General features: G+C 72.6%; 28 protein-coding genes and 1 pseudogene. 14 read left to right on the top strand and 15 right to left on the bottom strand.

Annotated features, from left to right (window positions below):
- Positions 1-102: 102 nt before the first annotated feature.
- A complete protein-coding gene (locus ACX9I7_RS16025) occupies positions 103-2,760 on the top strand; it encodes an amino acid permease (RefSeq protein ID WP_459387723.1) in 2,658 nt (885 codons plus the stop codon).
- Positions 2,761-2,796: 36 nt separating this feature from the next.
- Here the strand turns inward: ACX9I7_RS16025 and ACX9I7_RS16020 are convergent, their stop codons facing one another.
- Both ACX9I7_RS16020 and ACX9I7_RS16015 read right to left on the bottom strand, forming a co-directional pair.
- On the bottom strand, positions 2,797-3,294 hold the full coding sequence (locus ACX9I7_RS16020; protein WP_459387722.1) for a CAP domain-containing protein: 498 nt from the start codon (positions 3,292-3,294) through the stop codon (positions 2,797-2,799).
- Between the two features lie 265 nt (positions 3,295-3,559).
- Positions 3,560-3,760 carry a hypothetical protein gene (locus ACX9I7_RS16015; RefSeq protein WP_189447354.1) on the bottom strand — a complete coding sequence of 67 codons (201 nt, stop codon included), beginning with the start codon at positions 3,758-3,760 and terminating at the stop codon, positions 3,560-3,562.
- Between the two features lie 209 nt (positions 3,761-3,969).
- On the opposite strand from ACX9I7_RS16015, the gene ACX9I7_RS16010 reads away from it, so the two are divergent.
- The 3 genes from ACX9I7_RS16010 (at position 3,970) to ACX9I7_RS16000 (ending at position 7,772) form a co-directional block, all read left to right on the top strand.
- Complete coding sequence (locus ACX9I7_RS16010; protein ID WP_459387721.1) at positions 3,970-6,096, top strand: catalase; 2,127 nt, start codon at positions 3,970-3,972, stop codon at positions 6,094-6,096.
- A gap of 156 nt (positions 6,097-6,252) precedes the next feature.
- Entirely contained in the window at positions 6,253-6,783 is a 531-nt protein-coding gene (locus tag ACX9I7_RS16005) for a DUF1360 domain-containing protein (protein ID WP_459387720.1), read from the top strand.
- Positions 6,780-7,772 carry an iron-containing redox enzyme family protein gene (locus tag ACX9I7_RS16000; protein WP_459387719.1) on the top strand — a complete coding sequence of 331 codons (993 nt, stop codon included), beginning with the start codon at positions 6,780-6,782 and terminating at the stop codon, positions 7,770-7,772. Before ACX9I7_RS16005 ends, ACX9I7_RS16000 begins: the two co-directional genes overlap by 4 nt.
- Before the next feature lie 18 nt (positions 7,773-7,790).
- On the opposite strand, the gene ACX9I7_RS15995 is transcribed toward ACX9I7_RS16000, so the two are convergent.
- Together ACX9I7_RS15995 and ACX9I7_RS15990 are read right to left on the bottom strand one after the other, a co-directional pair.
- Positions 7,791-8,009 carry a CDGSH iron-sulfur domain-containing protein gene (locus ACX9I7_RS15995; RefSeq protein WP_387573920.1) on the bottom strand — a complete coding sequence of 73 codons (219 nt, stop codon included), beginning with the start codon at positions 8,007-8,009 and terminating at the stop codon, positions 7,791-7,793.
- Complete coding sequence (locus ACX9I7_RS15990) at positions 7,993-8,646, bottom strand: HemK2/MTQ2 family protein methyltransferase (RefSeq protein ID WP_459387718.1); 654 nt, start codon at positions 8,644-8,646, stop codon at positions 7,993-7,995. The genes ACX9I7_RS15995 and ACX9I7_RS15990 overlap by 17 nt, the downstream gene beginning before the upstream one ends.
- Before the next feature lie 132 nt (positions 8,647-8,778).
- Here ACX9I7_RS15990 and ACX9I7_RS15985 point away from each other — a divergent pair.
- Positions 8,779-9,039, top strand: a pseudogene (locus ACX9I7_RS15985) (sigma factor); the annotation flags it as partial.
- A 176-nt stretch (positions 9,040-9,215) separates the two neighbouring features.
- Here ACX9I7_RS15985 and ACX9I7_RS15980 read toward each other — a convergent pair.
- The 3 genes from ACX9I7_RS15980 to ACX9I7_RS15970 all read right to left on the bottom strand — a co-directional run bounded on the left by ACX9I7_RS15980 (position 9,216) and on the right by ACX9I7_RS15970 (position 11,386).
- Positions 9,216-9,428: a DUF6480 family protein gene (locus ACX9I7_RS15980; protein WP_189447338.1), complete on the bottom strand. Its 213-nt coding sequence runs from the start codon at positions 9,426-9,428 to the stop codon at positions 9,216-9,218.
- Positions 9,425-10,360 (bottom strand): glycosyltransferase family 9 protein, encoded by a 936-nt coding sequence (locus ACX9I7_RS15975; RefSeq protein WP_459387717.1) that lies wholly within the window; start codon positions 10,358-10,360, stop codon positions 9,425-9,427. The genes ACX9I7_RS15980 and ACX9I7_RS15975 overlap by 4 nt, the downstream gene beginning before the upstream one ends.
- A 66-nt stretch (positions 10,361-10,426) precedes the next feature.
- A complete protein-coding gene (locus ACX9I7_RS15970) occupies positions 10,427-11,386 on the bottom strand; it encodes an NAD-dependent epimerase/dehydratase family protein (protein WP_459387716.1) in 960 nt (319 codons plus the stop codon).
- 343 nt (positions 11,387-11,729) lie between these two features.
- Here ACX9I7_RS15970 and ACX9I7_RS15965 point away from each other — a divergent pair, with 343 nt between their 5' ends.
- Positions 11,730-13,058, top strand: a complete 1,329-nt coding sequence (locus ACX9I7_RS15965; protein WP_459387715.1) for a UDP-glucose dehydrogenase family protein — start codon at positions 11,730-11,732, stop codon at positions 13,056-13,058.
- 198 nt (positions 13,059-13,256) lie between these two features.
- Here ACX9I7_RS15965 and ACX9I7_RS15960 read toward each other — a convergent pair whose 3' ends face one another.
- Positions 13,257-13,892, bottom strand: a complete 636-nt coding sequence (locus ACX9I7_RS15960) for a diguanylate cyclase (RefSeq protein WP_459387714.1) — start codon at positions 13,890-13,892, stop codon at positions 13,257-13,259.
- A gap of 263 nt (positions 13,893-14,155) precedes the next feature.
- Here ACX9I7_RS15960 and ACX9I7_RS15955 point away from each other — a divergent pair, with 263 nt between their 5' ends.
- Together ACX9I7_RS15955 and ACX9I7_RS15950 are read left to right on the top strand one after the other, a co-directional pair.
- On the top strand, positions 14,156-14,869 hold the full coding sequence (locus ACX9I7_RS15955) for an HAD family hydrolase (protein ID WP_459387713.1): 714 nt from the start codon (positions 14,156-14,158) through the stop codon (positions 14,867-14,869).
- A 60-nt stretch (positions 14,870-14,929) separates the two neighbouring features.
- Complete coding sequence (locus tag ACX9I7_RS15950; RefSeq protein WP_387573905.1) at positions 14,930-15,895, top strand: LLM class F420-dependent oxidoreductase; 966 nt, start codon at positions 14,930-14,932, stop codon at positions 15,893-15,895.
- A 37-nt stretch (positions 15,896-15,932) separates the two neighbouring features.
- Here the strand turns inward: ACX9I7_RS15950 and ACX9I7_RS15945 are convergent, their stop codons facing one another.
- Positions 15,933-16,565 carry a uracil-DNA glycosylase family protein gene (locus ACX9I7_RS15945; protein ID WP_459387749.1) on the bottom strand — a complete coding sequence of 211 codons (633 nt, stop codon included), beginning with the start codon at positions 16,563-16,565 and terminating at the stop codon, positions 15,933-15,935.
- Between the two features lie 2 nt (positions 16,566-16,567).
- Here ACX9I7_RS15945 and ACX9I7_RS15940 point away from each other — a divergent pair, with 2 nt between their 5' ends.
- From ACX9I7_RS15940 to ACX9I7_RS15930, 3 genes are read left to right on the top strand one after another with little or no spacing between them, the layout of a single operon-like run.
- On the top strand, positions 16,568-16,894 hold the full coding sequence (locus tag ACX9I7_RS15940; protein ID WP_459387712.1) for a plasmid stabilization protein: 327 nt from the start codon (positions 16,568-16,570) through the stop codon (positions 16,892-16,894).
- An 18-nt stretch (positions 16,895-16,912) separates the two neighbouring features.
- Positions 16,913-17,437: a DUF6328 family protein gene (locus ACX9I7_RS15935; protein WP_387573901.1), complete on the top strand. Its 525-nt coding sequence runs from the start codon at positions 16,913-16,915 to the stop codon at positions 17,435-17,437.
- A gap of 50 nt (positions 17,438-17,487) precedes the next feature.
- Positions 17,488-18,033, top strand: a complete 546-nt coding sequence (locus tag ACX9I7_RS15930; protein ID WP_459387711.1) for a type 1 glutamine amidotransferase domain-containing protein — start codon at positions 17,488-17,490, stop codon at positions 18,031-18,033.
- Positions 18,034-18,036: 3 nt separating this feature from the next.
- Here ACX9I7_RS15930 and ACX9I7_RS15925 read toward each other — a convergent pair whose 3' ends face one another.
- From ACX9I7_RS15925 to ACX9I7_RS15915, 3 genes are all read right to left on the bottom strand, one after another.
- Complete coding sequence (locus ACX9I7_RS15925; protein ID WP_126917302.1) at positions 18,037-18,261, bottom strand: DUF6458 family protein; 225 nt, start codon at positions 18,259-18,261, stop codon at positions 18,037-18,039.
- An 89-nt stretch (positions 18,262-18,350) separates the two neighbouring features.
- Positions 18,351-18,506 carry a DUF6131 family protein gene (locus tag ACX9I7_RS15920; RefSeq protein ID WP_189447302.1) on the bottom strand — a complete coding sequence of 52 codons (156 nt, stop codon included), beginning with the start codon at positions 18,504-18,506 and terminating at the stop codon, positions 18,351-18,353.
- 181 nt (positions 18,507-18,687) lie between these two features.
- Entirely contained in the window at positions 18,688-18,849 is a 162-nt protein-coding gene (locus tag ACX9I7_RS15915; protein ID WP_387573897.1) for a CsbD family protein, read from the bottom strand.
- A gap of 181 nt (positions 18,850-19,030) precedes the next feature.
- Here ACX9I7_RS15915 and ctaD point away from each other — a divergent pair, with 181 nt between their 5' ends.
- Both ctaD and ctaF read left to right on the top strand, forming a co-directional pair.
- A complete protein-coding gene (gene ctaD / locus ACX9I7_RS15910) occupies positions 19,031-20,746 on the top strand; it encodes an aa3-type cytochrome oxidase subunit I (protein WP_459387710.1) in 1,716 nt (571 codons plus the stop codon).
- Positions 20,743-21,132, top strand: coding sequence for an aa3-type cytochrome oxidase subunit IV (gene ctaF / locus ACX9I7_RS15905; RefSeq protein ID WP_459387709.1), 390 nt, complete (start codon positions 20,743-20,745; stop codon positions 21,130-21,132). Before ctaD ends, ctaF begins: the two co-directional genes overlap by 4 nt.
- A 30-nt stretch (positions 21,133-21,162) precedes the next feature.
- Here the strand turns inward: ctaF and qcrB are convergent, their stop codons facing one another.
- Positions 21,163-22,797, bottom strand: coding sequence for a cytochrome bc1 complex cytochrome b subunit (gene qcrB / locus ACX9I7_RS15900; protein ID WP_459387748.1), 1,635 nt, complete (start codon positions 22,795-22,797; stop codon positions 21,163-21,165).
- A 225-nt stretch (positions 22,798-23,022) separates the two neighbouring features.
- On the opposite strand from qcrB, the gene ACX9I7_RS15895 reads away from it, so the two are divergent.
- Positions 23,023-23,601, top strand: a complete 579-nt coding sequence (locus ACX9I7_RS15895) for a hemerythrin domain-containing protein (protein ID WP_459387708.1) — start codon at positions 23,023-23,025, stop codon at positions 23,599-23,601.
- Positions 23,602-23,652: 51 nt separating this feature from the next.
- Here ACX9I7_RS15895 and ACX9I7_RS15890 read toward each other — a convergent pair whose 3' ends face one another.
- Positions 23,653-23,808, bottom strand: coding sequence for a hypothetical protein (locus ACX9I7_RS15890; protein WP_358620658.1), 156 nt, complete (start codon positions 23,806-23,808; stop codon positions 23,653-23,655).
- Between the two features lie 33 nt (positions 23,809-23,841).
- The gene (locus ACX9I7_RS15885; RefSeq protein ID WP_358620656.1) at positions 23,842-24,048 is read right to left on the bottom strand and encodes a hypothetical protein; all 207 of its coding nucleotides are present in this window, start codon (positions 24,046-24,048) and stop codon (positions 23,842-23,844) included.
- Positions 24,049-24,056: the final 8 nt, after the last annotated feature.

Raw genomic sequence — 24,056 nt, 5'->3', positions numbered from 1 at the left:
AAAAGGCGAGAAAAGGGCAGACACCATGCACGAGACGGCCTCGGCGGCGACCCCGCCCCCCACCGGCGGCTCACCCCGCGCGCCGCGGAGCCGGACGCGGGGGTGAAGGTCCCCACCGCTCCGGCCGAGCCCGCCACGCCGCTCGCGCCCGGCCCCGGGCCCGGCGCGAAGGGGCTCAAGGCCGGTGCCCTGGGGCTGTTCTCCTCGGTGGCCATCGGCATGGCCTCCACCGCCCCCGCGTACAGCCTGGCGGCGACGCTCGGCCTGATCGTGGCCGGCGTCGGCCTCCAGGCACCGATCATCACCATGCTGGCCTTCGTCCCCATGCTGCTGATCGCCTACGCCTTCCGCGAGCTCAACGCGACCGACGCCGACTGCGGAACCACCTTCACCTGGGCCTCCCGCGCCTTCGGACCGCGCGTCGGCTGGATGGGCGGCTGGGGCATCATCGTCGCCGACATCATCGCCATGGCGAACCTCGCCGAGATCGCCGGCATCTACGGCTTCCGGCTCCTCGGGTACGACTCGCTCGCCGGAAGCCGGCTGTGGACCACCGTCGCCGGCATCGCCTGGATCGCCGTGACGACCGCCGTCTGCTACGTCGGCATCCAGGTGTCGGCCGTCCTCCAGTGCTGGATGGTGTGCGTCGAGGTCGTCGTGCTGCTCCTCTTCGCCGTCACCGCCCTGGTCAGGGCCTACGGCACCGGCGCCCCGCCGGCGTCGCTCCCCGTCTCCGCCTCCTGGTTCAACCCCCTCCACGTCCCCTCCGCCAAGGCCCTCACCGAGGGCATCCTCGCCGCCGTCTTCATCTACTGGGGCTGGGACACCGCCGTCGCCGTCAACGAGGAGACCACCGACAGCAGGAACACCCCCGGGCGCGCCGCGGTCGTCTCCACCGTGCTCCTGCTCGTCGTCTACGCCCTGATGGCGACCTCGGCACAGGCGTTCGCCGGCATCGGCACCGACGGCACCGGCCTCGGCAACGCGGCCAACTCCGGCGACGTCCTCTCCGGCCTGGGCGGCGCCGTCTTCGGCACCCAGGGCTCCGGCTGGTTCCTCACCAAACTGCTCATCTTCACCGTGCTGACCTCGGCCGTCGCCTCCACCCAGACCACCATCCTGCCCCTGGCCCGCACCGTCTTCTCCATGGCCGCCCACAAGGCCGTCCCCTCCCGCTTCGCCCGGGTCCACCACAGGTTCCTCACCCCCACCTGGTCGACCGTCGGCGTGGGCGCCGTCTCCATCGGCTTCTTCGCCCTGCTCACCGTCATCAGCGGCGACGTCCTCGCCGACTCCATCAAGGCCGTCGGCCTCGCGATCGCCTTCTACTACGGCCTCACCGGCTTCGCCTGCGTCTGGTACTACCGCGCACTGCTCACCCGCAGCCCCCGCGACCTGCTGTACAAGGGAGTGCTGCCGGGCCTCGGCGGGCTCATGATGCTCTGCCTGTTCTGCTACGCCGCCTTCGTCGTCTACGCGGACCCCGCCTACGGCGCGACCTCCTTCGACCTGCCGATCATCGGACGGACCGGCGGGGTGAGCGTCGTGGGTCTCGGCGCCCTGCTGATCGGCGTCGTCCTGATGCTCGTCATCACCCGCGAGCACACCGCCGCCCTCAACCTCCAGCGCGACCTGCTGCCCCGGCACCTGCCCGCGCTCACCGGCGTCGAGACGGCCAGCCGCTACCTGCCCGCCGACAGCCGCTCCGGCGTGGGCGGCGACTGGTTCGACGTCATCCCGCTCTCCAGCGCCCGCGTCGGCCTGGTCGTCGGGGACGTCATCGGCCACGGGCTGAGCGCCGCCGCCACCATGGGCCGGCTGCGCACCAGCGTCCGCGTCCTGGCCCGGCTCGACCTCCCACCGGACGAACTCCTCGACCGCCTCGACGACGTGGTCGGCCAGAACGCCGAGGAACAGGCCGCCGAGGAACGGGCGCGCGGCCACGCCCGCGCCGGGCCGGACACCGGCCGCGACGAGGCCCTCGGCGTCACCTGCCTGTACGCCGTGTACGACCCGGTGTCCGGGTGGTGCAGCATGGCGCGCGCGGGACACTCACCGCCCGCCGTCGTCGACCCCGGCTGCGGCACCGTCAGCTACCCGGACCTCCCGCCGGGACCGCCCCTGGGCCTGGGCGGCCCGCCCTTCCAGAGCACGGAACTCCACCTGCCCGACGGCAGCCTGCTCGCCCTGTTCACCGACGGGCTCGTCCAGACCCCCGACCACGACACCGAGACCGGGCTCCGCCTGCTCACCCGCGTCCTCACCCACTGCCACAGCCCCCTGGAGGAGCTCTGCGACCGCACCGTCGCCGCGCTGCTGCCCGGCCCGGTGGACGACGACGCCGCCCTGCTCCTGGCCCGCGCCCGGCGGCTCGGCGAACACCAGGTGGCGGTCTGGGAACTGGACGCCGAGCCGACCGCCGTCGCGGACGCCCGGGCCGCCACGACCCGCCGGCTGCGCGAATGGGGGCTCGAAGACCTGGCGTTCACCACCGAACTGATCGTCAGCGAACTGGTCACCAACGCCGTCCGCTACGCCGCCGGCGGCCCCGTCCACGTCCGTCTCATCCGCGACAGCAGCCTCGTCTGCGAGGTCTCCGACACCGGCCACACCGCGCCCAACCTGCGCCACGCCGCCGCCGACGACGAGGGCGGCCGGGGCCTGTTCATCATCGCCCAGCTCACCCAGCGGTGGGGCACCCGCTACACCCCCACCGGCAAGACCATCTGGACCGACCAGCCCCTGCCGGCGACGGAGTGAGGGCTACCCACCAGCTGCTCCCCGGCTACTCCCCGGCTACTCCCTGCTCCCGAAGTCCTGGGTCCAGAAGGGCCCTTCGGGACCGGTGGCGACACCGACGCCCATCTCCCGGAACGCGCAGTCGAGGATGTTCTCCCGGTGGCCCGCGCTGCGCATCCAGGCGTCCATCACCGCGGCCGGGGTCGCCTGGCCGCGGGCGATGTTCTCCCCGTAGGCCTCCCAGTGGTAGCCGGCCGCGGATATCCGGCTCCCGGGGCCCGCGCCGTCCGGGTTCGTGTGGCTGAAAAAATGCTCCTCGGCCATGTCGTCGGAGTGCTTCTGGGCGGCGGCGGTCAGCTGGGAGCTGACCCGAAGGGGCGAGCAACCCGCCGCCTGCCGCTGGGCGTTGACGAGGATGACGACCTGCTGCCGGAGGGATTCCGCCGGCGCCGCCTGGGCGGCGGGCGGCCGGACGAGACCGCAGACGGCGACGGTGGCGAGGGCGGTGGCGAGCGGGGCCGGACGGAGGGCGTGGATCGCCGGACGAGGGCGCACGAGGACTCCCGGTGGTCGAGGCCGGCTCTTCGCGGGAGGGCAGGGCGGGGCAGGGCAGGGCGGGGCGAAGCGGCCGGAACGGCGTGACGGCGGTTCCAGGATTCCCCACGCTCCGGGTCCGGTGAACCGGCGTTCAGCCGCTGACGGGGGCGCGCGGCGGAGCCCGTGCGGTGCCGGGCGCGCCGCGGTCGCGCGGTGGGGCGGCTGCGACGTGCGGGATCCCCGCGCGCGGTCCCGGGGTGGCGCGTGGTCGGCGACGGACGGCTCAGGTCTGGCTGTCGCGCCTCAGCTTGGCCGCCCGCTCGGCGGCCTTGAGAGCGCGGTCGAGGGACTCCGCCGTGCCCCGCTTCGCCTCACGCATAGCCTCCTCCTCCAGCTCCGTGATCTCCTGGGACCGGTGGGCGGCGTCGCGTGATTCCGGTGCCGGTTCTGGTTTCTCGCGCTTGTGGTGCGGGGTGTCGCCCATGCGGATCAGTCCTTCCGTGCGCCGGGTCCTGACTGGCGATCCTCCGGCCAACATCGCACGGTCCGCCCCGCCCCGCCAACGCACACCGGCCGTTTTCGGCGGGGTTTCCCCGATCCACCCGCGTGACGCGGTTTCGGTCCGGCCGTCGAGGGCACCCGAAGGGACCGGAAGGAACGGTTCATCGCGACCTGACGAGAGGAAGGGCTCACGTGGCCGCCCATCACGAGTCGTCGCACCGGGACGCCCGGACGGCACAGGACCCGAAGGACGAACAGCTGGCGTGTTTCCGCGCGGCGCCGGAGCACGACGCCCTCACCACCGACCAGGGCGTACGTGTCGACGACACCGACAACGCGCTGCGCGCCGGCACCCGGGGCCCCACCCTGCTGGAGGACTTCCACAACCGCGAGAAGATCACGCACTTCGACCACGAGCGGATCCCCGAGCGGGTCGTCCACGCCCGTGGCGCCGGGGCCTACGGGTACTTCGAGCCGTACGCGTCCCTGAGCGAGTACACCTGCGCCGACTTCCTCGCCGAGGCGGGCCGCCGCACGCCGGTGTTCGTGCGCTTCTCCACCGTCCAGGGGCCGCGCGGCTCGGCCGACACCGTCCGTGACGTACGGGGTTTCGCCACCAAGTTCTACACCCGCGAGGGCAACTACGACCTGGTCGGCAACAACATGCCGGTGTTCTTCATCCAGGACGCCGTCAAGTTCCCCGACTTCGTCCACGCGGTGAAGATGGAGCCGCAGCACGAGATGCCGACGGGGGCCTCGGCCCACGACACCTTCTGGGACTTCGCCTCCCTCCAGCCCGAGACCACCCACATGCTGATGTGGCTGATGTCGGACCGGGCCATCCCGCGCAGCTTCCGGATGATGCAGGGCTTCGGGGTGCACACCTTCCGGTTCGTGACCGCCGACGGGCGGGGCACCTTTGTGAAGTTCCACTGGAAACCCCTGCTGGGCGTTCACTCGCTCGTCTGGGACGAGGCCCAGATCACCGCCGGCCGCGACCCCGACTTCAACCGGCGGGACCTGTGGGAGGCCATCGAAGCCGGCTCGTACCCCGAGTGGGAGCTGGGCGTCCAGCTGGTCCCGGAGGAGGACGAGTTCTCCTTCGACTTCGACCTGCTCGACGCCACGAAGATCATCCCCGAGGAACAGGTGCCGGTCCGCCCCGTCGGCAGGCTGGTCCTCGACCGCAACCCGCAGAACTTCTTCGCCGAGACCGAACAGGTCGCCTTCCACACGGCGAACGTCGTGCCCGGCATCGACTTCACCAACGACCCGCTGCTGCAGGGGCGCAACTTCTCGTACCTCGACACCCAGCTGATCCGGCTCGGCGGCCCGAACTTCAGCCAGATCCCCGTCAACCGTCCGCTCGCCGACGTCAACCACAACCACCGAGACGGCTACGGACAGCAGATCATCCACCCGGGCACCAACTACTTCCCCAACTCGCTGGGCGGCGGCTGTCCCGCCCACGCCGGCGCGGGCGGCGGCCCCGGCGTGTTCCGGCACTACGCGGAACGCGTCGAGGGGCAGAAGATCAAGGAACGCAGCCCCAGCTTCCAGGACCACTACAGCCAGGCCGCGCTCTTCTGGAACAGCATGGCCGAGTGGGAACGGCGCCACATCGTGGAGGCCTTCCGCTTCGAACTGGGCAAGGTCGAGTCCGGCCCGGTACGCGAGCGCATGGTCGGCAACCTGGCCCACGTCAACGGCGACCTGGCCGCGACCGTCGCCGACGGGCTGGGGCTGCCCGCCCCGAAGGCCGAGACCGGCATCACCGCGGCGTCGTCGCCCGCCCTGAGCCAGGAGAACCTGCGCGGGGAGAACGCCGCCCGGACGCGCAAACTCGCCGTCCTCGTCGCCCCCGGCACGGACGCCGGCCAGGTCGCCTCGGTCCGCGAGCGGCTGACGGACAGCGGCGTGCTGGTGGAGGTCCTGGCCGCCAGGGACGGGGAGGTCCCGGCCGCCGGCGGAGGGACCGTGAAGGTCGACCGGGCGCTGCCCACCATGGCCTCCGTCCTCTACGACGCCGTACTCGTCCCGGACGGCGCGGAGGCCGTGAACGCGCTCGCCGCCGAACCGGCGGCCGTGCGCTTCGTGGAGGAGGCCTACCGCCACGGCAAGCCCCTGGCCGTCCTCGGCGAGGCCACCCGCCTGCTCACCGCGGCCAAACTGCCCGGGGAGGTCGTCCTGGGCGAGGGGGCGGCGGAGTACGGCATCCTCACGGCCAACGGCACGACGGCCCCCCGGGAGCTGGCCGACGCGCTGGTCCAGGCCCTGGAACAGCACCGCTTCCCGTACCGCCCCGGACTGCTCAACTGAAGCGGCCGCTCCGGCTCCGGCGCCTGGGCCCAGGGCTCGGACACGGCCGGCGCGACGGCCATACGCCCAACGGGTTTACCGCGGCGGCGTCCGGAAACCCGACGCTGGATGGGCCCCGTGCGCCCGAGACCCGTACTTCCGAGGAGGGACGCGCCCATGCCGAGCCCTGACGACGCCCCCGGGCGTCTGCGGCGGAACCTGGAGGAGGAAGGCGATGCCTACACCGGCGGTGAGGACCACCCGTTGGGGGCCTACGCCGGAGCGATGGGCGTCTACGTGGCCTCGATCGGCGCGCCGGCGGCAGCCGCCCGGGTCACCCGTCGTGAGCTGCCGGACCCCTCGCCCTGGGACGTGCTGCTGTGCGCCGGGGCGACGCACCGGCTCTCCCGGCTGGTGGCCAAGGACCCGGTGACCAGCCCGCTGCGCGCGCCCTTCGCCCGCTACCGGGGCACCGAGGCCCCGGCGGAGCTGGCCGAGGACGTCCGGGGCAGCGGGGCGCGCAAGGCCGTGGGGGAGCTGGTGACCTGCCCGTTCTGCACCGGCATGTGGATCTCCACGGGGATCGCCGCCGGAATGGTCTTCGCGCCGCGCGCGACACGGCTGGCGGCGGCGACGCTCACCGCGCTCGCCTGCTCGGACCTGCTGCACTTCGCGCGCGTGCGGATGCAGCGGACCGCCGGGGAATGAGAGGCGCGGCGGCCTGCCCGCCTCCCCGGGGCGAGCTCTCCGCGGCGCTGGCCGAGACCCTCGCCCACGCCCCGGGCAGCCGACGGCTGCCCGGCCACGAACTGGCCGAGCGGGCGGACGTGTACGGGGAAGACCTCCAGCTCGCCCTGCACCTCTGCTACGAGCTCCACTACCGGGGCTGGGCGGGCGTCGACGAGCGCTGGGAGTGGGACCCGGCGTTGCTGGGCCTGCGTCAGGTCCTGGAGCGGCGCTTCCTGTTCGCCCTCCGCGCGGACGTCCCACAAGCCGGTGACGTGGAGGAGGCTCTGCGGGAACTGGTGCTGGACCGGGGGGACGGCCAGGACGTGACCCGGTTCCTGCGGGACCAGGGCGAGTGGTGGCACCTGCGCGAGTACGCGGCCCACCGGTCGCTCTACCAGCTCAAGGAGGCCGATCCCCACGCGTGGATGATCCCCCGGCTGACGGGCCGGGCCAAGACCGCCCTGGTCACCGTCGAGTACGAGGAGTTCGGCGCCGGCCGTGCCGAGCGGGTGCACGCGGAACTCTTCGCCGGCCTGCTGCGCGACCTGGACCTCGACGACTCCTACGGCCACTACGCGCCCGCCGTCCCGGCCGTCACGCTGGCCACGGTCAACCTCATGTCGCTCCTGGGTCTCCACCGGGCTCAACGGGGGGCCCTGGCCGGGCACTTCGCCGTCCTGGAGTGCACCTCCCCGCCCGGCTCCCGCCGGCTCGTCGAGGCGCTGCGGCGGCTGGACGCCGGGGCGGCGGCCATCGGCTTCTACGCCGAGCACGTCGAGGCGGACGCCGTCCACGAACAGCTCGTCCGCCACGAGGTCATCGGCGACCTGCTGGAAAAGGAGCCCCGGCTGGCGCCGGACGTCGCCTTCGGGATCGCCGCCACCATATGGCTAGAGGACCGCCTCACCGAGCACCTCCTCGCCGCGTGGAAGGCGGGCAGGAGCTCCCTGCGCGCACCCCTCGACTGATCACGCGCATCAGTCACTTCACGTCCCGTCGCGACCGGAGGCCGGACGGTTGCGGTGACTGGTGTCGCACCAGGGGAGGATCCGGCTGCGCCCGCAGGTGCACACGGCGACCACGGGCCGGTCCGAGCGCGTGATCGTGCCGTCCTCGGCGACGGCCTCGACGGGGCCCTCGACGAGCACCGGGCCGCCGGGTTCCTGCCGGACCCGCGTGGCCCGTCGTTCAGAGGCGCTGCGCACGGATCACCACCAGTTCCTCCGTCTCCTGCCCGGGCGCGAGAAGCCCTCGCCGGCGGAGCCATTCGGTACGGGAGCGCGTCACCGGGCCCAGGGGCACGACGCGGCGCTCCATGACGCGCGGTCGCAACCCGGCGGCGGTCAGCAGCGCGAGGGTGGGGCCCACCCCGCAGAGCGCGGAGTGGACGAGCAGCAGCACGCCCGACGGCCGCAGCACCGCGGCCACGTCCGCGCACAGCCGGTCCAGCACCACACGGCCGTCCCGGCCGCCCTCCCGGGTCCGGGCGGCCCCACGCGGCGGGCACAGGTCCGGGGGAGTGGGCAGGTACGGCGGATTGGCGAGCACGACGTCGAACCGCTCGCCGGCGACCGGGGACAGCAGGTCGCCGCGCACCGCCCGGATCCGGCGGCGGGCCAGCAGCCCGTTGAGACGAGCCGTGAGCACGGCCCGGGCGCAGACGTCGACCGCTGTCACCTCGGCCGCCCCCTGCCGGGCGGCGGCGATCGCCAGGACGCCGCTGCCCGTACCCACGTCCAGCACCCGGGCCGCGCGCGGCAGGGCCTCCCGGCGCAACGCGGCCGTCAGGAGACGGGTGTCCTCCTGAGGCCGGTACACGCCCGGCGGAACGATGAGTCGCATCCACCACGAGTGACCCGAACGCCCCCGCTTCAAACACCGGACGGCCGCCGTCGAATGGCGGGCGGCCGCGGGCTCTTCGACAGTGGTGCCATGCCCGCCCCGCCGCGATGACCCGTGAGGAACGCGCCGACGATGCCCCGACGGCCCCGTGCCCGCGAAGCCCCCGACACCGCGGCGGCCTTCGTCCGTCTGAAGAGGCTCGGACCCGGCGGGCCGGAACACGAGCGCGTCCGCCGGGAGATCATCGAAGCCTGGCCGCCGATGTCCGAACGGATCAGCCGTCGCTTCCGCGACCGCGGCGAGACCGCCGCCGACCTGCGGCAGGTCGCCGCGCTGGCCCTGGTGAAGGCGGTCGACAACTACGACCCGGAGCTGGGCCACGCCTTCCCCTCCTACGCGGTCCCCGCCACCCTGCTCCGTCCTCCGGGAGGCCCGCGCCGCCCTGGAGCAGGAACTCCGCGCCGCTCCCACGGCGGCCGACCTGGCGGCGGTCACCGGCATGAGCGAGACGGACGTCCGCGAGGGTTCGGGGTGCGTCGGTGGCCGGCTCGCCGTCCCCGGGGCCGCGATCACACGATCGCGGCCCAGATGAGGACGGTGACGGCGAAGAGGAACACCAGGGCGCCGATGACGAACACCGGCCCCTTGGCCCAGCCCCGCGATTGCTCGTCGCGCGGGCCGGTGCCCCCGGTGCTGTCCTCGCCCGGCGGCGTCTCACCCGGCGGCACCCCGCCGCCCGGCTCCAGACCGGGGGTGCGCTCGGGTTCGGGATCGTGCGTCATGGTGATGCCCCGTTTCCTCGGTGCGCGGGACCGTGCGGGTTCGGATCCGCTGGGCGTTCCGTTCGGCCCACCTTCACACGCTCCGGTCCCGGACGCGCGCCGGGACGCCCAGCGGTGTGAACCCCCGCCGCCCCGATGACCTCGCGGACGGCGGCCAGGACCTCCGGGACCCCGACGCGCAGGAGCAGCGGGTCCGGTACGTCACCGTGCGGATCCCCCGGGGGCCCCGGGTGCCAGAGCGCCGCGTGCCTCGGTGAAGGGGGCGGGCCCCACAGGGCCGGGGCCACGGGGCCGAAGAGGGTGACGCTGGGCGTCCCGTGGGCGACCGCGAGGTGGGCGAGGCCCGTGTCCCCGCTGACCACGGCGGACGCTCCGGCGACCAGCGCCGACAGCACCCCGAAGGGCAGGCCGCCCGTAAGCGGCCCGGCACCCGCCACCGCGACGGCGCCCACCAGCTCCTCCTCGCCCGGACCACCAGTGACCACCACCCGGTGCCCCCGCAGCAGCAGCCCGCGTACGACGTCGGTGTAGCGCCCGGCCGGCCAGCGCCGGGCGGCGGAAGCCGCGCCCGGGTGCACCGGGACCGCGCCCGGGGCGGGCGAGGCGGCGGCCGGGCGCGGCAGCAGCAGGACGGGGCTGTCGCGGTGCGGTCCGGCGAGCGCGGCGGAGGCGGCGTGGGCGACGTGGTGGGGGACGAAGCGGACCTGCTCCGCCGCCAGGCCCGGCAGCGCGTCCGCCAGGAACCGGGGCGCCTCCCGGGCGTACGTCTGCCGCAGCCCGTCCCAGGGGTCGTCGAGCCCCATGGCGTCCGCCGGGCGGGCCAGCGAGGGGTTAGGAGTAGGCGACCGCGTCGAGGTCGGCCGGGCGCAGCCCGGCGCACTCCAGCACCACGCCGCCGACTTCACCGGCTGCTCCCAGGCCGCGAACGGCACCGGTCGCTTGCCGTGCTTCCGCCGGGAGAACCGCTCCTCCTCTTCTCGGGGGGGCGACGGGCCCGGTCAGGGAGCGAGGGGCCGGGCGAACCACTCGACGGTCCGCTTGAGCCCTTCCTCGCGGCTCACGCGCGGCCGCCAGCTCAGCAGCCGCTCGGCCGTCGTGGTGTCGGGGCGGCGCTTCCCGGGGTCGTCCACCGGGCGGTCGACGAAGCGGACGGTGGACGCCGAACCGGTCAGGCCGATGATCCGTTCGGCCAGTTCGAGGACCGGCTCCTCGTCGGACCCGCCGATGTTGACCGGACCCGGGTAGCCGCTGGCGGCGAGGGCGAGAATGCCGTCGACCGTGTCGTCGACGTAGGTGAGGCAACGGGTCTGGCTGCCGTCCCCGGCGACCGTCACCGCTTCCCCCGCGAGGGCCTGCCGGATGAACGTGGGCACGGCGCGCCCGTCGTCGGCCCGCATCCTCGGGCCGTAGGTGTTGAAGATGCGGACGATGGCGGTGTCCGCGTCGTACGAGCGCCGGTACGCGCTGACCAGCGCCTCCGCGTAGCGCTTGGACTCGTCGTGGACGCTGCGCGGGCCGATGGGGTTGACGTTGCCCCAGTACCGCTCGTGCTGGGGGTGCTCCAGGGGGTCGCCGTACACCTCGGAGGTGGAGGCGAGCAGGAAGCGGGCGTGGTCCCGCAGGGCCCGCTCCAGGGCCGTGTGGGTGCCGACGCTGCCGGCCTCCAGGGTCTCGATGGGCAACCGGAGGTAGTCGCGGGGGGACGCCGGGCAGGCCAGGTCGAGGACCAGGTCGACCGGCCCGGGTATGGAGTCGAGGGCCGCCGGGTCGGTGACGTCCGCCTCGACGAAGCGGAAGCCCGCGCTGCCCGTCAGATGCCCGATGTTCTCACGGGATCCGGTCGACAGGTTGTCGACGCAGTGCACTTCCGTCCCGCCGGCCAGCAGCCGTTCACAGATGTGGGACCCGATGAAACCGGCTCCGCCGGTGACCACCGCGCGGTTCCACTCTCCGCCCATGACGGCCCTCCTTCGCACAGTGCGCGGCCGACAAGCCCGGCGTCGGGCCGGGGAGATGAGGGGGACCGTCGGCAACGCGGGATCGATTCCGGCCGCTCGCGCTCCTGGCGCGAAAGGTGGCGGCCCGGGGTCCGTTGCTCTTCGGGGGGCTGCTCACGGGCCCGATCACGGATGCCCGGTCTGTGCAGCGAGTAGCGACTCATCACAGCTTCGCACAGCACCCCGGGCTACTCCACTCGGGACGGAACCGGACCGCGTCTCCCGCCGCTCGGTGGGCGCGATTGCCGGTCCGGGGGGGGGAGCGGGGCGAGCCTGGAGGAGCGGCGAGTAAGGGAGCGGCTCCATGCGTGTATCCGTCATCGGCTGCGGCCATCTGGGCATCCCGCACGCCGTCGCGATGGCCGAGATAGGCCACGAGGTCATCGGCGTCGACCTCGACCGGCCGAAGATCGACCGCCTGACGCGAGGTCAATGCCCCGTTCATGAGGGCGGGTTGGCCGATCTGCCGGCCCGGCACACCGGGACCGGGCGGCTGCGCTTCAGCACCGACTTCGCCGAGGCGGCCGCCTGCGCGGACGTCCACTTCCTCGCCGTCGGCACCCCCCTCGACGCCTCCGGACGCGGCTACGACACCACCCAGGTCCTCGGCGCCGCCGAAGCCCTGGCGCCACATCTGACCAGGCCCTGCGTCGTCATCGGCAAGTCCACCGTGGCGGTCGGCACCACCCGGGAGCTGGCCGGGCTGCTGGCCCGCCGGGCACCGGCAGGGGAGGGCGTCGAGGTCGTCTGGAACCCCGAGTTCCTCCGTGAGGGACACGCCGTGGAGGACACCCTCGCGCCCGACCGCATCGTCGCCGGAGTGCCCTCCCGGCACGCCGAGGACGTCGTCCGCGAGCTCGACGGCCCCCTGCTGCGGCGGGGGATCCCGCTGTACGTCACCGACCACGCCACGGCCGAGCTGATCAAGACCGCCGCCAACGCCTACCTCGGCATGAAGATCTCCTTCATCAACGGGGTGGCCGACATGTGCGCCGCGGCCGGAGCCGACGTCCAGCAGCTCGCCGAGGCCATCGGCCTCGACCCGCGCATCGGCCGCGGCGGCCTGACCGCCGGGCCCGGCTACGGCGGCGGCTGCCTGCCCAAGGACGTCCGGGCCTTCACCGCCGCCGCCGAAGCCCTCGACGCCCCCGAGGCGGCCGCCCTCCTGAGCGCGACCGAGAGGGTCAACGACTCACGGCCCGCCGCCGCCCTCCGCCTCGTCGAGGAGACCCTGGGCCGCGCCGTCACCGGCGCGAAGGTCACGGTGTGGGGCGCGGCCTTCAAGGCCGGCACGGACGACATCCGCGAATCCCCCGCCCTCGCGATCGCCGCGCTCATGCACCACCAGGGCGCCGCCGTCACCGTCCACGACCCCCTCGCGGTGCCCACCGCGCTGACCCACCACCCCTACCTCACCTACGAGACGGACCTGGAGGCGTCCGTCACCGGCGCCGAACTCGTCGTCCTGGCCACCGAGTGGCCGCACTTCCGCCACGCCGCCCCCGACCACCTCGCCACCCTCGTCGCCAGGCCGGTCCTCGTCGACCTCCGCAACCTCCTCGACGCCCGCACCTGGCGCGCGGCGGGCTGGACGGTCCGCCAGCTCGGCCGCCCCGCTCACGAAGGGCGGTGACCCCGACCCCCGCCGGCCCCGGGGCGGCGACCACCCGCACGCTCCTCTTGTGACCCGGAGGCGTGAACGGGGTCTGTCCCTGAGCGCCGTACGCGGCGAGCGCTTCCAGCACGGGTGCGCACGTATGGTCCATGAAGGACCGCCTTCCCCGGTCGGCGACGGACAGACGTCCGCGCGGCGGATTCCCCTGCGCGTTTCCTACGCGTTCCCGATGCGGAGCGTCGGCGTGGCGGGCAGCGGCGGCCGGGGACGGCTCGCGAGCGACGGGTCCACCCTGGCGCAGCGCCACAGTTCCTCGGCGTACGGGACGGCGACGCACAGGGCGACGGACGCGAGGACGCCCGCCCGGGCGCGGCCGGACAGCGGCCGGGCCTTGGGCCGCAGGCGGAAGTCCGCACGCGCGGGGCCCCGCCCGAAGAGCGCCAGGGCCTGGTCCCAGTGGAGGGCGGTCAGGGAGAGGACGGCCATGAGCGGCACCGTCTCCAGCAGGCTGTGCACGTGCTGCTCGGTCGTCGTGACCCGGCGCCGCTCCTCCGCGTACGCCACGTCCCAGAAGGCCGTGGCCTGATGGGCGCACAGCCCGAGCAGGGCCCACGCCAGCACGCCCGCGTCGACCTGGCAGAACAGCCCGAGCAGCACCGGGAACCCGGCCTCGGTGAGCATGACCGCGTGGATGACGGACTCACGGGTACCGGCGGTGCGCTCGATGCCGGAACGCCGGTGCAGCCACCAGTCGGCCAGGCCCGCGCCGATCCACAGCGGCACCACGAAGCCGACCAGGATCCGCCGCGTCGCGTCGTCGACCCCGGCGTGGCGCCGGGCCTCTCGGTTCACGAAACGCTCCGCTCCGGGCACCCCCGCCCCCAGGAACCGCCGCAGCCGCCGTCGTACGATCGCCCTCACCGCAAGGCCCTCCACTCCAGCCGGGAATCTCCACCCCACGCCGCCCGGCCGGCGTCCGCAACCGGGACGGGCCGTCCGAACGGAGCAGGCATGGCGGGCACCGGCCCGGGGCAGGTGCCAGCCTGACCTGTGGGGACGGCACCGGCCGTCCCCGCACCCCCGATCGCCTACCCGCGACCTCCGAGGCGGTAACCATGACCGCGTACGACGACATGACCACCGCCGCACGGTCCCCGCACCCGCGCGCGGCGGTCTTCGACGTGGACGGCACGCTCGTGGACACCAACTACCTCCACGCCGTCTGCTGGTGGGAGGCATTCCACCAGCAGGGCCACCGCGTGGCCATGACGGACATCCACCACACCGTCGGCATGGGCTCGGGCCGGCTCCTGGACCGGCTGCTCGGCGAGGACCGCGACCACGACGGCGACGACGCCCTCAGCGCGGCGCACAAGTCCCTCTACGCCACCTATTTCGACCGCCTCCCCGTGCTCGACGGAGCGGCCGACCTGCTGCGCGCCCTCGCCGACCGGGACTGGCGGATCGTCCTGGCCACGTCCGCGCAGTGCTCCGAACTCGAGGCGCTGCGGCGCGCGATCGGCGCCGACGACGCGATCCGCGACGCCACCAGCGCCGATGACGTGGACGCGAGCAAGCCCGCCCCGGACCCGGTGCGCCAGGCCCTGGAGGACGCGGAGACGCCCCCGGAGCGGGCGCTGTTCGTCGGGGACACCGTCTGGGACGTCGAGGCGGCGCGCCGGGCCGGGGTGGGCTGTGTGGCGCTGCTGTCCGGGGGGATCGGCCGGGCCGAGCTGGAGGAGGCGGGGGCGATCGCCGTCTACCGCGACCCCGCCGCGCTCCTGGCGGGCCTGGACGACAGCCCGTTCGGCCGGATGGAGCGGGCCTGAACCGACAGCCGTACGTGTGGGTTCCGGTTTCCGCCCACCGATGCCGGGAAACCGGAACCCATGGTGCGAATCGGCTACACGATGATGACGGAACAGGCAGGGCCGAGGGATCTCGTCGCCCATCTCGTGGGCGCCGAGGAGGCGGGTTTCGACTTCTCGGTGATCTCGGACCACTACTTCCCCTGGCTCGCCTCCCAAGGACACAGCCCCAACGCGTGGGCCGTCCTGGGGGCCGCCGCGCAGGCCACCTCCCGCATTCCGCTGATGACCTTCGTGACCTGCCCCACCACCCGCTACCACCCTGTCGTGGTCGCCCAGCAGGCGGCCACCGTCCAGGCCCTCTCCCAGGGGCGCTTCCGCCTGGGGCTCGGCTCCGGGGAGAACCTCAACGAGCACGTGGTCGGCGAGGGCTGGCCCTCGGTCGACGTCCGGCAGGAGAAGCTGGCGGAGGCGGTGACGATCATCCGGGCCCTGTTCGAGGGCCGGACGCTCACCCACCACGGCGCCCACTACGACGTCGCCCACGCGAAGCTGTGGGACCTGCCCGACCCCGTCCCGCCCATCGGCATCGCCGTCTCCGGCGAGGACTCCTGCCGCATCGCCGGCCACCTCGCCGACCTGGTCATCGCCACCGAGCCGCGCAAGGAACTCCTCGACTCCTTCGACAGCCACGGCGGCGCCGGCAAACCCCGCGTCGGCCAGCTGCCCGTCTGCTACGACCGGGACCGCGACGCGGCCGTCGCCCGCGCCCACGACCAGTTCCGCTGGTTCGGGCTGGGCTGGCCGGTGAACGCCGAGCTCCCCCACGACATCGCCTTCGCCTCCGCGTCGCGGTTCGTCACCGAGGACGACGTGGCGGACGCCATCCCGTGCGGCTCGGACGTGCGGGACTTCGTCGAGGCCGTCCGCCCCTACGCCGAGGCCGGCTTCACCGAGATCGCCCTCGTCCAGATCGGCGGCGGCCACCAGGAGGAGTACCTCCGCTGGGCGGCCGCCGAACTCCTCCCGGCCCTGCGCGAACTCTGAACCCCGCGCGAACCCCGAGGGCCGCGGACGCCCCGCGTCAGCCCAGCAGCCGGGCCGCGACCTTCAGATCCGCCACCAGCCCCGCGTACATCGCGACCCGCTCCTCGTCGGCCGCCCGCAGCACCGCGGACGGGTGGATGGTGGCCACCAGCGTCCCCCCGCCCTCCCCGGAGCCGTCGAGCGCCGGCAACGGCAGCGCCAGGCCACGCTGCTTCCCCACCCTGAACGACGAGCCGAACAGCGCCTTCCCCGCCGTCGCGCCCAGCGCCACGACCACCTCGGGAGCGACCAGGCGCAGCTCCTCCGCCAGCCACGGCTTGCACGCCCTGATCTCCTTCAGATCCGGCGCCTTGTGGATGCGGCGCTTGCCGCGCCGCGCCGGCTCGAACGTGAAGTGCTTGACGGCGTTGGTGACATACGTCCCCTCGGGGTCGATGCCCGCCTCCCCGAGGGCCCGGTCCAGCACACCACCGGCGGGGCCGACGAACGGCCGGCCCTCTCGGGCACATAGGGCCCCGCGTCGTAGCCCTCGGGTCCTCGTGACATGTCGATCCTCCCTGGGGTCGGTCACAGTGTCGCCCCCGTGCCGTCCGATCGGCGGCTCTCGCCCTGCGCCGTGGTGTCGCGAGTGCCACGGTGGGCATGTGCGTGAATGAGCGAGAGGAGTCAGCGATGCCCAGGGGTTCCAGCTCCAAGCGTGAGCGGCAGTACGAGCACATCAAGGACAGCGCGCTGGACCGGGGGGAGAGCACGAAACGGGCGGAGGAGATCGCGGCACGCACCGTCAACAAGGAGCGGGCCCGCTCGGGGGAGTCGAAGACGGCCAGCCGATCCTCGCTGCAGGACATGTCGCCCTCGGAACGCGGCGGGAAACGCTCGCACTCCGGATCCCAGGGCCCGACCAAGGAACAGCTCTACAACGAGGCCAAGCAGAAGAACATCGAGGGCCGCTCGAACATGAACAAGGACGAGCTGAAGCGGGCCCTGGGCCGGAGCTGACCGGGCACGGGGGGCCGCATGTCCGCGAACGGAGCAGCCGGAACGGAACCGCCGGAAGCCGGGGGGCCCAGGCGGGACGGCCGTCAAGAGTCCCCGGCCCAACGGGCGGACCGCCGCTGGACCGAACTCCTCCAGGAAGTACGCGTCACCCAGACAGGTGTCCAGATCCTCTTCGGATTCCTGCTCACCGTCGCCTTCACCCCCCGCTTCGCCACCCTGGGCGACACCGACCGTGCCATCTACGTCGTCACCGTGGTGCTGGGCGCGGCCACGACCGGCGCCCTGGTGGGGCCGGTGGCCTTCCACCGGATCGTCAGCGGGCACCGGCTCAAGGCCCAGACCGTGACCTGGGCCGCGCGGCTCACCATGGCCGGCGTGGTCCTGCTGCTGGCCACCGTCACCTCGGCGCTGCTGCTGATCCTGCGGATCGCCCTCCACAACGCGGCGGTGCCCTGGGTGGTCGGCGGCGTGGTCGCCTGGCTGGTGCTCTGCTGGTTCGGGCTCCCCGGCTGGGCGCTGCACCGGTACGAACGCAGGAAATGACCGCCGGACCGGCGGACTGCTGCATCGGAAGGAAAGGAGCGTCACCCGAGATGCGCATCGCGTTCCTCATGGCACCGGAAGGTGTCGAGCAGATCGAACTCACCGACCCCTGGCAGGCCGTGCGGGACGCCGGAGGCACCCCCGAGCTGGTCTCCACCGAGCCGGGGCGCGTCCAGGCGTTCCACCACCTGGACAAGGCGGACACCTTCGCCGTCGACACCGACCTGGACCGGGCCCGGCCCGACGACTACGCCCTCCTGGTGCTGCCGGGCGGAGTCGCCAACCCCGACGCGCTGCGCCTGGACGAACGCGCCGTGGCGTTCGTCCAGGCGTTCTTCACCGCCGGGAGGCCCGTCGCCGCGATCTGCCACGCCCCGTGGACGCTGGTCGAGGCCGGCGTCGTCGGCGGTCGCACCCTCACTTCCTGGCCCAGTCTGCGCACCGACATCCGCAACGCGGGCGGGAACTGGGTCGACGAAGAAGTCGTGGTCTGCGGTGACGGCCCCAACACCCTGATCACCAGCCGTAAGCCCAAGGACCTCAAGGCGTTCGGCGCCGCGCTGACCGAAGAACTCCGGAAGCGGCACGGCGGGTGAACCTCAGCGGGTGAAGCGGTGGTCCTCCTCGATGACCGGGGCGGCCGGGGGTGGCGGCTGGGTATGCCGGCGTTTGAACACGCTCACATACGCGGCGGTGCCGAGGAAGCCGACCGCCATCAGGATCAGGCCGACAAGAGTGATGTTCATGCCCTGTACGTGCCAGTCCACGGCGAAGCTGAGGATCGCGCCCACAGCGATGAGGCCGATGCACCATCCCATGCCCATGGTTGATTACCTCCATCGGTTCGGCTCAGGAGCGCGTACCCCCGGCCGGGAGAGTCAACCATCGGGCCCGTGCGTATGGCCGCGGCCTCCTACCAATAGTGGCGCCGGCCGCCGACAGCGTGACCCGCCGCCCCCAGGACCCACAGAATCAGGCCTATGACCAGCAGGATGATGCCGATCGTCCACAGGATATGGAGACCCAGTACGAATCCGACGATGAGAAGGATGACACCTAGGATGATCACGACGATCTCCTGAGTTCTGTTCGCCTGTTCCCCAGGCTGGGAGGGCGGCTGCACGGGGCAGCCATTCTTTTCGCCCGAGCCGGCCTCGAGGCCGACAGGTGCCTCAAGTTTCATGATATCTCTGGGGCGGTGCGCCGGGAAGGTCCGGGAGCGCCACCGGGGGGCGGCGCTCCAGCATTCGCTACCTGCCGGACTTCTTTATCTTGGCGGCCGTCTCCTGAGCCTTTCCCTCCAGCTTCTCGATATGGCCCCGGGCCTCCTGCTTCGGGTCGCCCGTGACGCGCCCGGTGGTTTCCTTCAGGGCGCCCTTGACCTGCTTGGCCTTGCCCTTCGCCTTGCTCATGATCGCCACTCCAAAGGACGGAATTGCCTGTGCCTCCAGCTCACTCCTTGCCTTCCGCGCCCGCAACCGGGGTCCGGTGCGAGGACTGATTCGCTTCCCTGTGGCGCGAACGGGGGACACGCCCGTGCCCGACGGCTGAACTCCCCGTTTACCGGTCACGGCCGCAGGGAACGGAGAGGCGATGCCGCAGCTGGAGATCGATCGCATTCTGAAGCCCCCGGAAGGCACCTTCGACCCGGGCGGCGGCCTGGTCGGCCGGATCAGGGAATACCTCACCACCACCGATCACAAGACGATCGGGAACATGTACCTGGTGACCTCCTTCGGGTTCTTCCTGCTCGGAGGTCTGCTGGCGATGCTGATGCGGGCGGAGCTCGCCCGGCCGGGACTCCAGCTCTTCAGCACCACCCAGTACAACCAGCTGTTCACCATCCACGGCACGATCATGATGCTGCTCTTCGCGACCCCCACGTTCACGGGATTCGCCAACGCCGTCATGCCGCTCCAGATCGGCGCTCCCGACGTCGCCTTCCCCCGCCTGAACGCCCTGACGTACTGGCTGTTCCTCTTCGGCGGGCTGATGGTCGTCTCCGGGCTCGTCGTGCCCGGCGGGGCGGCGTCCTTCGGCTGGTTCGCCTACGCCCCGCTGAACAGCGGCGTCTACTCGCCGGGCGCGGGCGGCGACCTGTGGGCCATGGGCCTGGTGCTGACGGGAGTGAGCACGACGCTGGGCTCGGTCAATTTCATCGCCACCATCCTGTGCCTCCGGGCCCCCGGGATGACCATGTTCCGGATGCCCCTGTTCACCTGGAACGTTCTGCTCACGGCGGTTCTGGTGCTGCCCGCCTTCCCCGTGCTGACGGCGGCCCTCTTCGCACTGGAGGCGGACCGGAAATTCGGCGCGCACGTATTCGACGCCGCGAACGGCGGGGCCCTGCTCTGGCAGCACCTCTTCTGGTTCTTCGGCCACCCCGAGGTCTATATCGTCGCCCTGCCGTTCTTCGGGGTGGTGACCGAGATCATTCCGGTCTTCAGCCGCAAACCCGTCTTCGGCTACACCGGAATGGTCGGCGCGACCATCGCCATCACCATGCTCTCGGCCACGGTCTGGGCCCACCACATGTTCGCCACCGGCGCCGTACTGCTGCCGTTCTTCTCGCTCATGTCCTTCCTCATCGCGGTCCCGACCGGGGTGAAATTCTTCAACTGGATCGGCACCATGTGGCGGGGCAGCGTCTCCTTCGAGACGCCCATGCTGTGGGCGATCGGATTCATGGTCACCTTTCTGCTGGGCGGGCTCAGCGGAATCGTCATCGCCTCCCCGCCCCTGGACTTCCAGCTGACCGACAGTTATTTCATCGTCGCCCATCTCCATTACGTCCTCTTCGGCACCATCGTCTTCGCCATGTTCGGCGGCTTCTACTTCTGGTGGCCCAAGCTCACCGGGAAAATGCTGGACGAGCGCATCGGCAAGGTGCACTTCTGGACGCTGTTCACCGGCTTCCAGACGACATTCCTGGTACAGCACTGGCTCGGCGAGATGGGCATGCCCCGCCGCTACGCCGACTATCTGGCGGCCGACGGGTTCACCGTCCTGAACACCGTCTCCTCCATCGGCGCGTTCCTGCTCGGCCTGTCCACCCTCCCGTTCCTGTACAACGTCTGGAAGACGGCGCGGTACGGCGAGAAGGTCGAGGCCGACGACCCCTGGGGGTACGGGCGCTCGCTGGAGTGGGCCACCGGCTGCCCCCCGCCCCGCCACAACTTCGAGGCGATCCCACGGATCCGCTCCGACTCGCCCGCCTTCGACCTCCACCACCCCGAGGTCCGCGCCCTGCCGGTCGGCTCCGGCACGGCCGAGCCGACCCCCGACACGCTGGGAGAACACGGCGAATGAAGACCGAGGCATGTCTCTTCGCCGGTGTCGCGGTCTTCTTCCTCCTCACCGACGCGGTCTACATGTGGTTCTCCCAGGAACCGGCCGGCAGCGCGGCGCTGACCGTCTGCTTCCTCATGGCGTCCGTCATCGCCTTCTTCTGCGCCGTGAACCACCGCCGCAGGGGCGGCAGACCGGAGGACCGCCGCGACGGGCGGATCCACGAGCGTGCCGGCGCGCTGGACTTCTTCCCGCCGCACAGCGGCTACCCGCCCCTCACCGCCCTGGGCGCGGCCCTGCTGGTGCTCGGCATCGTCTACGGGCTGTGGCTGTTCATCATGGGAGCCGCCGTCACCGTCGCCGGAATCCTCGGCATGGTGTTCCAGTTCCTGAACGCGGACGACTGACGCGGACGACCGACCCGGGCGCCCCGGCGCCTACTCCTCCTCCGCCCCGGGGAGCGGCCCCAGCGTCCGGCCCGAGACCTGGAGCCGCTGCTCGGCGGTGGCCGGCATCTCCACCCGGTCCCGGTAGTACCAGGAGCTGAGCGCCGCCCGGAGCCGGTACCGGCGCGGCGACCCCACCGCCGGGCGGGACAGGGGCGCCGGGACGTCGCGCACCAGCAGCCGGTAGTGGTACGCGGCCGGGAGCGGCCTGCTCCCCTCGCGCATCCGTCCCTCCGGTGACTGGCTGACCGCCCCCGTCTCCTCACCCTCCCGCAGCAGCCTGCGGTCGTGGGCCTGCAGCGCCAGACAGACCCGCTTGGTGACGAGGAAGGCGAGCGGCGGCCCGGCGACCACCGCGACCCGGTAGATCCAGGTCAGCGCCTCCAGGGACACCCGGAAGACCATCGCCGTGACGTCGTTGGCCGCCGCCGCCAGCAGCACCGCGTAGAACACCACGGCCGCCACACCCAGGGCGGTGCGCACGGGCCGGTCCCGGGGGCGGTCGCACAGGTGGTGCTCCATGAGGTCCCCGGTGACCCACCTCTCGAAGAACGGGTAGAGATAGAGCACCAGGAAGAGCACCCCGGGCAGCACCACCGCGGGCAGCAGGACGTTCCACATCAACGTGTGGCCGCCCACCACGTTCTCCCACGGCGGCATGAGCCGCAGGGCGCCCTCCAGGAACCCCACGTACCAGTCCGGCTGGGCGCCCGTCGACACCTGGTCCGCCCGGTACGGCCCGTACACCCAGACCGGGTTGATCTGGGCGATGCCGCCGAGCAGCGCGAGCACTCCGAAGACCGCCAGGTTCAGCCCCACCGACCTGGTGGCGAACTGCGGGAACATCGGCATGCCGACCGCGTTGCGGTTCGTCCGCCCCCGCTCCGCCCAGTGGGTGTGCTTGAGGTACACGACCAGCAGCAGGTGCGCCCCGAGCAGCGCGAGGATCAGACCCGGCACGAACAGCACGTGCGCGATGTACATCCGGCGCATCACGATGTGCCCCGGGAACGGCCCGCCCCACACGAGGAAACTCAGGTATGTGCCGGCCACCGGGATCGACATCACGATCGTATTGGCCGTCCGCAGCCCCGTGCCCGACAGCAGGTCGTCCGGCAGCGAGTAGCCGCAGAAACCCTCCAGCAGCGAGAGCATGAAGAGCGTCACGCCGATCATCCAGTTGAGCTCACGCGGCCGGCGGAACGCCCCGGTGAAGAAGACGCGCAGCATGTGCACCCCCAGGGCCGCCACGAAGACCAGGGCCGCCCAGTGGTGCGTCTGCCGGATGAGCAGCCCGCCGCGCACGTCGAAGCTGATGTAGAGCGTCGAGGTGAAGGCGCTGGTGGCGAGGGACCCGCGCAGCGGGGCGTACGAGCCCTGGTAGACCTCCTGGTTCAGGTCCGGGTCGAAGAACAGCGTCAGATAGGTGCCGGTGATGATCAGCACCATCAGGCTGTAGAGCGCGATCTCGCCCAGCAGGAACGACCAGTGGTCCGGGAACGCCTTCCGGAACAGCGCCCTGGCCGCTTCGGAGACCGGGGCGCGGCGGTCGAGCCCGACGTACCCGGTGAAGGCGGCCTGCCGCGCCCGGGCCCCCAGCATCGCCCTCTGCTTCCGCAGCAGCAGCATGCGTTCACCACGCTCCCTCCGGACCGGTCCCACCGCCGGTGGGCAGATGTCGACAGATAGATCACGGCACGGCCCCGGCCGTGTGCCGGAGAGCCCCGGCCCGACGGGCCGGGCGTTCCTTCCAACGGGTGCTGCCGATCGGCCCAACCGCCGCGCGGTTCCGCCCGGCGAGGGGAAGGGGTGAGGCACACGAGGCAGCCACCGCCCGCCGGAAGGAGCACGGTGCCCAGGGACCCCGCCGAAGCGGACCTCATCGGCGAACTCACCGCCGACCACCTGAAGGTGCAGCGTCTCTTCGAGCGCGTCCGCGCCGCCGCCCCGGGCGGCGCGGAGCGCAAGGAGCTGGCCGAGCGGGCCACCATCGAGCTGGTGCGCCACGGCGCCGTGGAGAAGCAGCACCTGTACCCCGCCGTCCGCGAGCACCTGCCCGGGGGAGCGGAGTGGGAGGAGCGGGGACTCGCCGAACACGCCGGCATCGAGCGCGTCCTCGCGGAGCTGGAGCGACGTGAGCCCGCCGAGGAGGAGTTCGACCTCCTGCTCCTGGCGCTGGTGGAGCGGGTGACCGCGCACGTGCTGGAGGAGGAGCAGCGGCTCTTCCCCCGGATGCAGGCCGTCTGCCCGGCCGAGGTGCTGCGGGAGCTGGGCGGGAAGGTCCGCGCCGGGAGGGCCACGGCCCCGACCCGGCCCCGGCCGCCCGCCCCGCGCGCCGAGCCGGTCGTCAGACCGCTGGTGCCCGGCACGGGGCTGCTCGACCGGGTCCGGGACTTCCTCACCGGCCGGGGCCGGCGGGCCTCCGGGTGAACCGTCCGCCGGCCCGCAGGGGCTCACCGCCGCGGCGGGCCGGACGGGGGGTCAGGAACGGGCCGTCCTGGAGCGGAGGCCCACCATCCGCCAGATGCGGATCTCCCGGACGAGCCCGGGGAACTCCTTCACCAGGATGCCGAGCGTCACCGCTCCGGCCACCAGGGCCTGCGTGATCAGCAGTCGTCTGGCCATGAGTCCGGCCATGAGGCGCACTCCTTCGGTCGACGGGGGCCCGGCTCAGCCGGGCGGGATGTTCGGCATGACGTCCAGGACGGCGTCGTGCCCCTTCGCGTGGATGCCCGTCGACCGCCGGGCGTCGGACGTGCCGTCCTCGTGGTGGCCGGTCTGGCGGGTGTGCGGGCCCTTGTTGCCCTCGTGGACGCCCCGGACGTGGGTCGGGGTGTCGGGTTTGACGTCGGCCTTGCCGACCCGGATACGGCCCATGCGCTCTC

The sequence above is a fragment of the Streptomyces sp. L500 genome (assembly GCF_054551825.1).
Note: the sequence above shows the minus strand (reverse complement) of the source record. Positions and strands in the feature narration are given on the sequence as shown.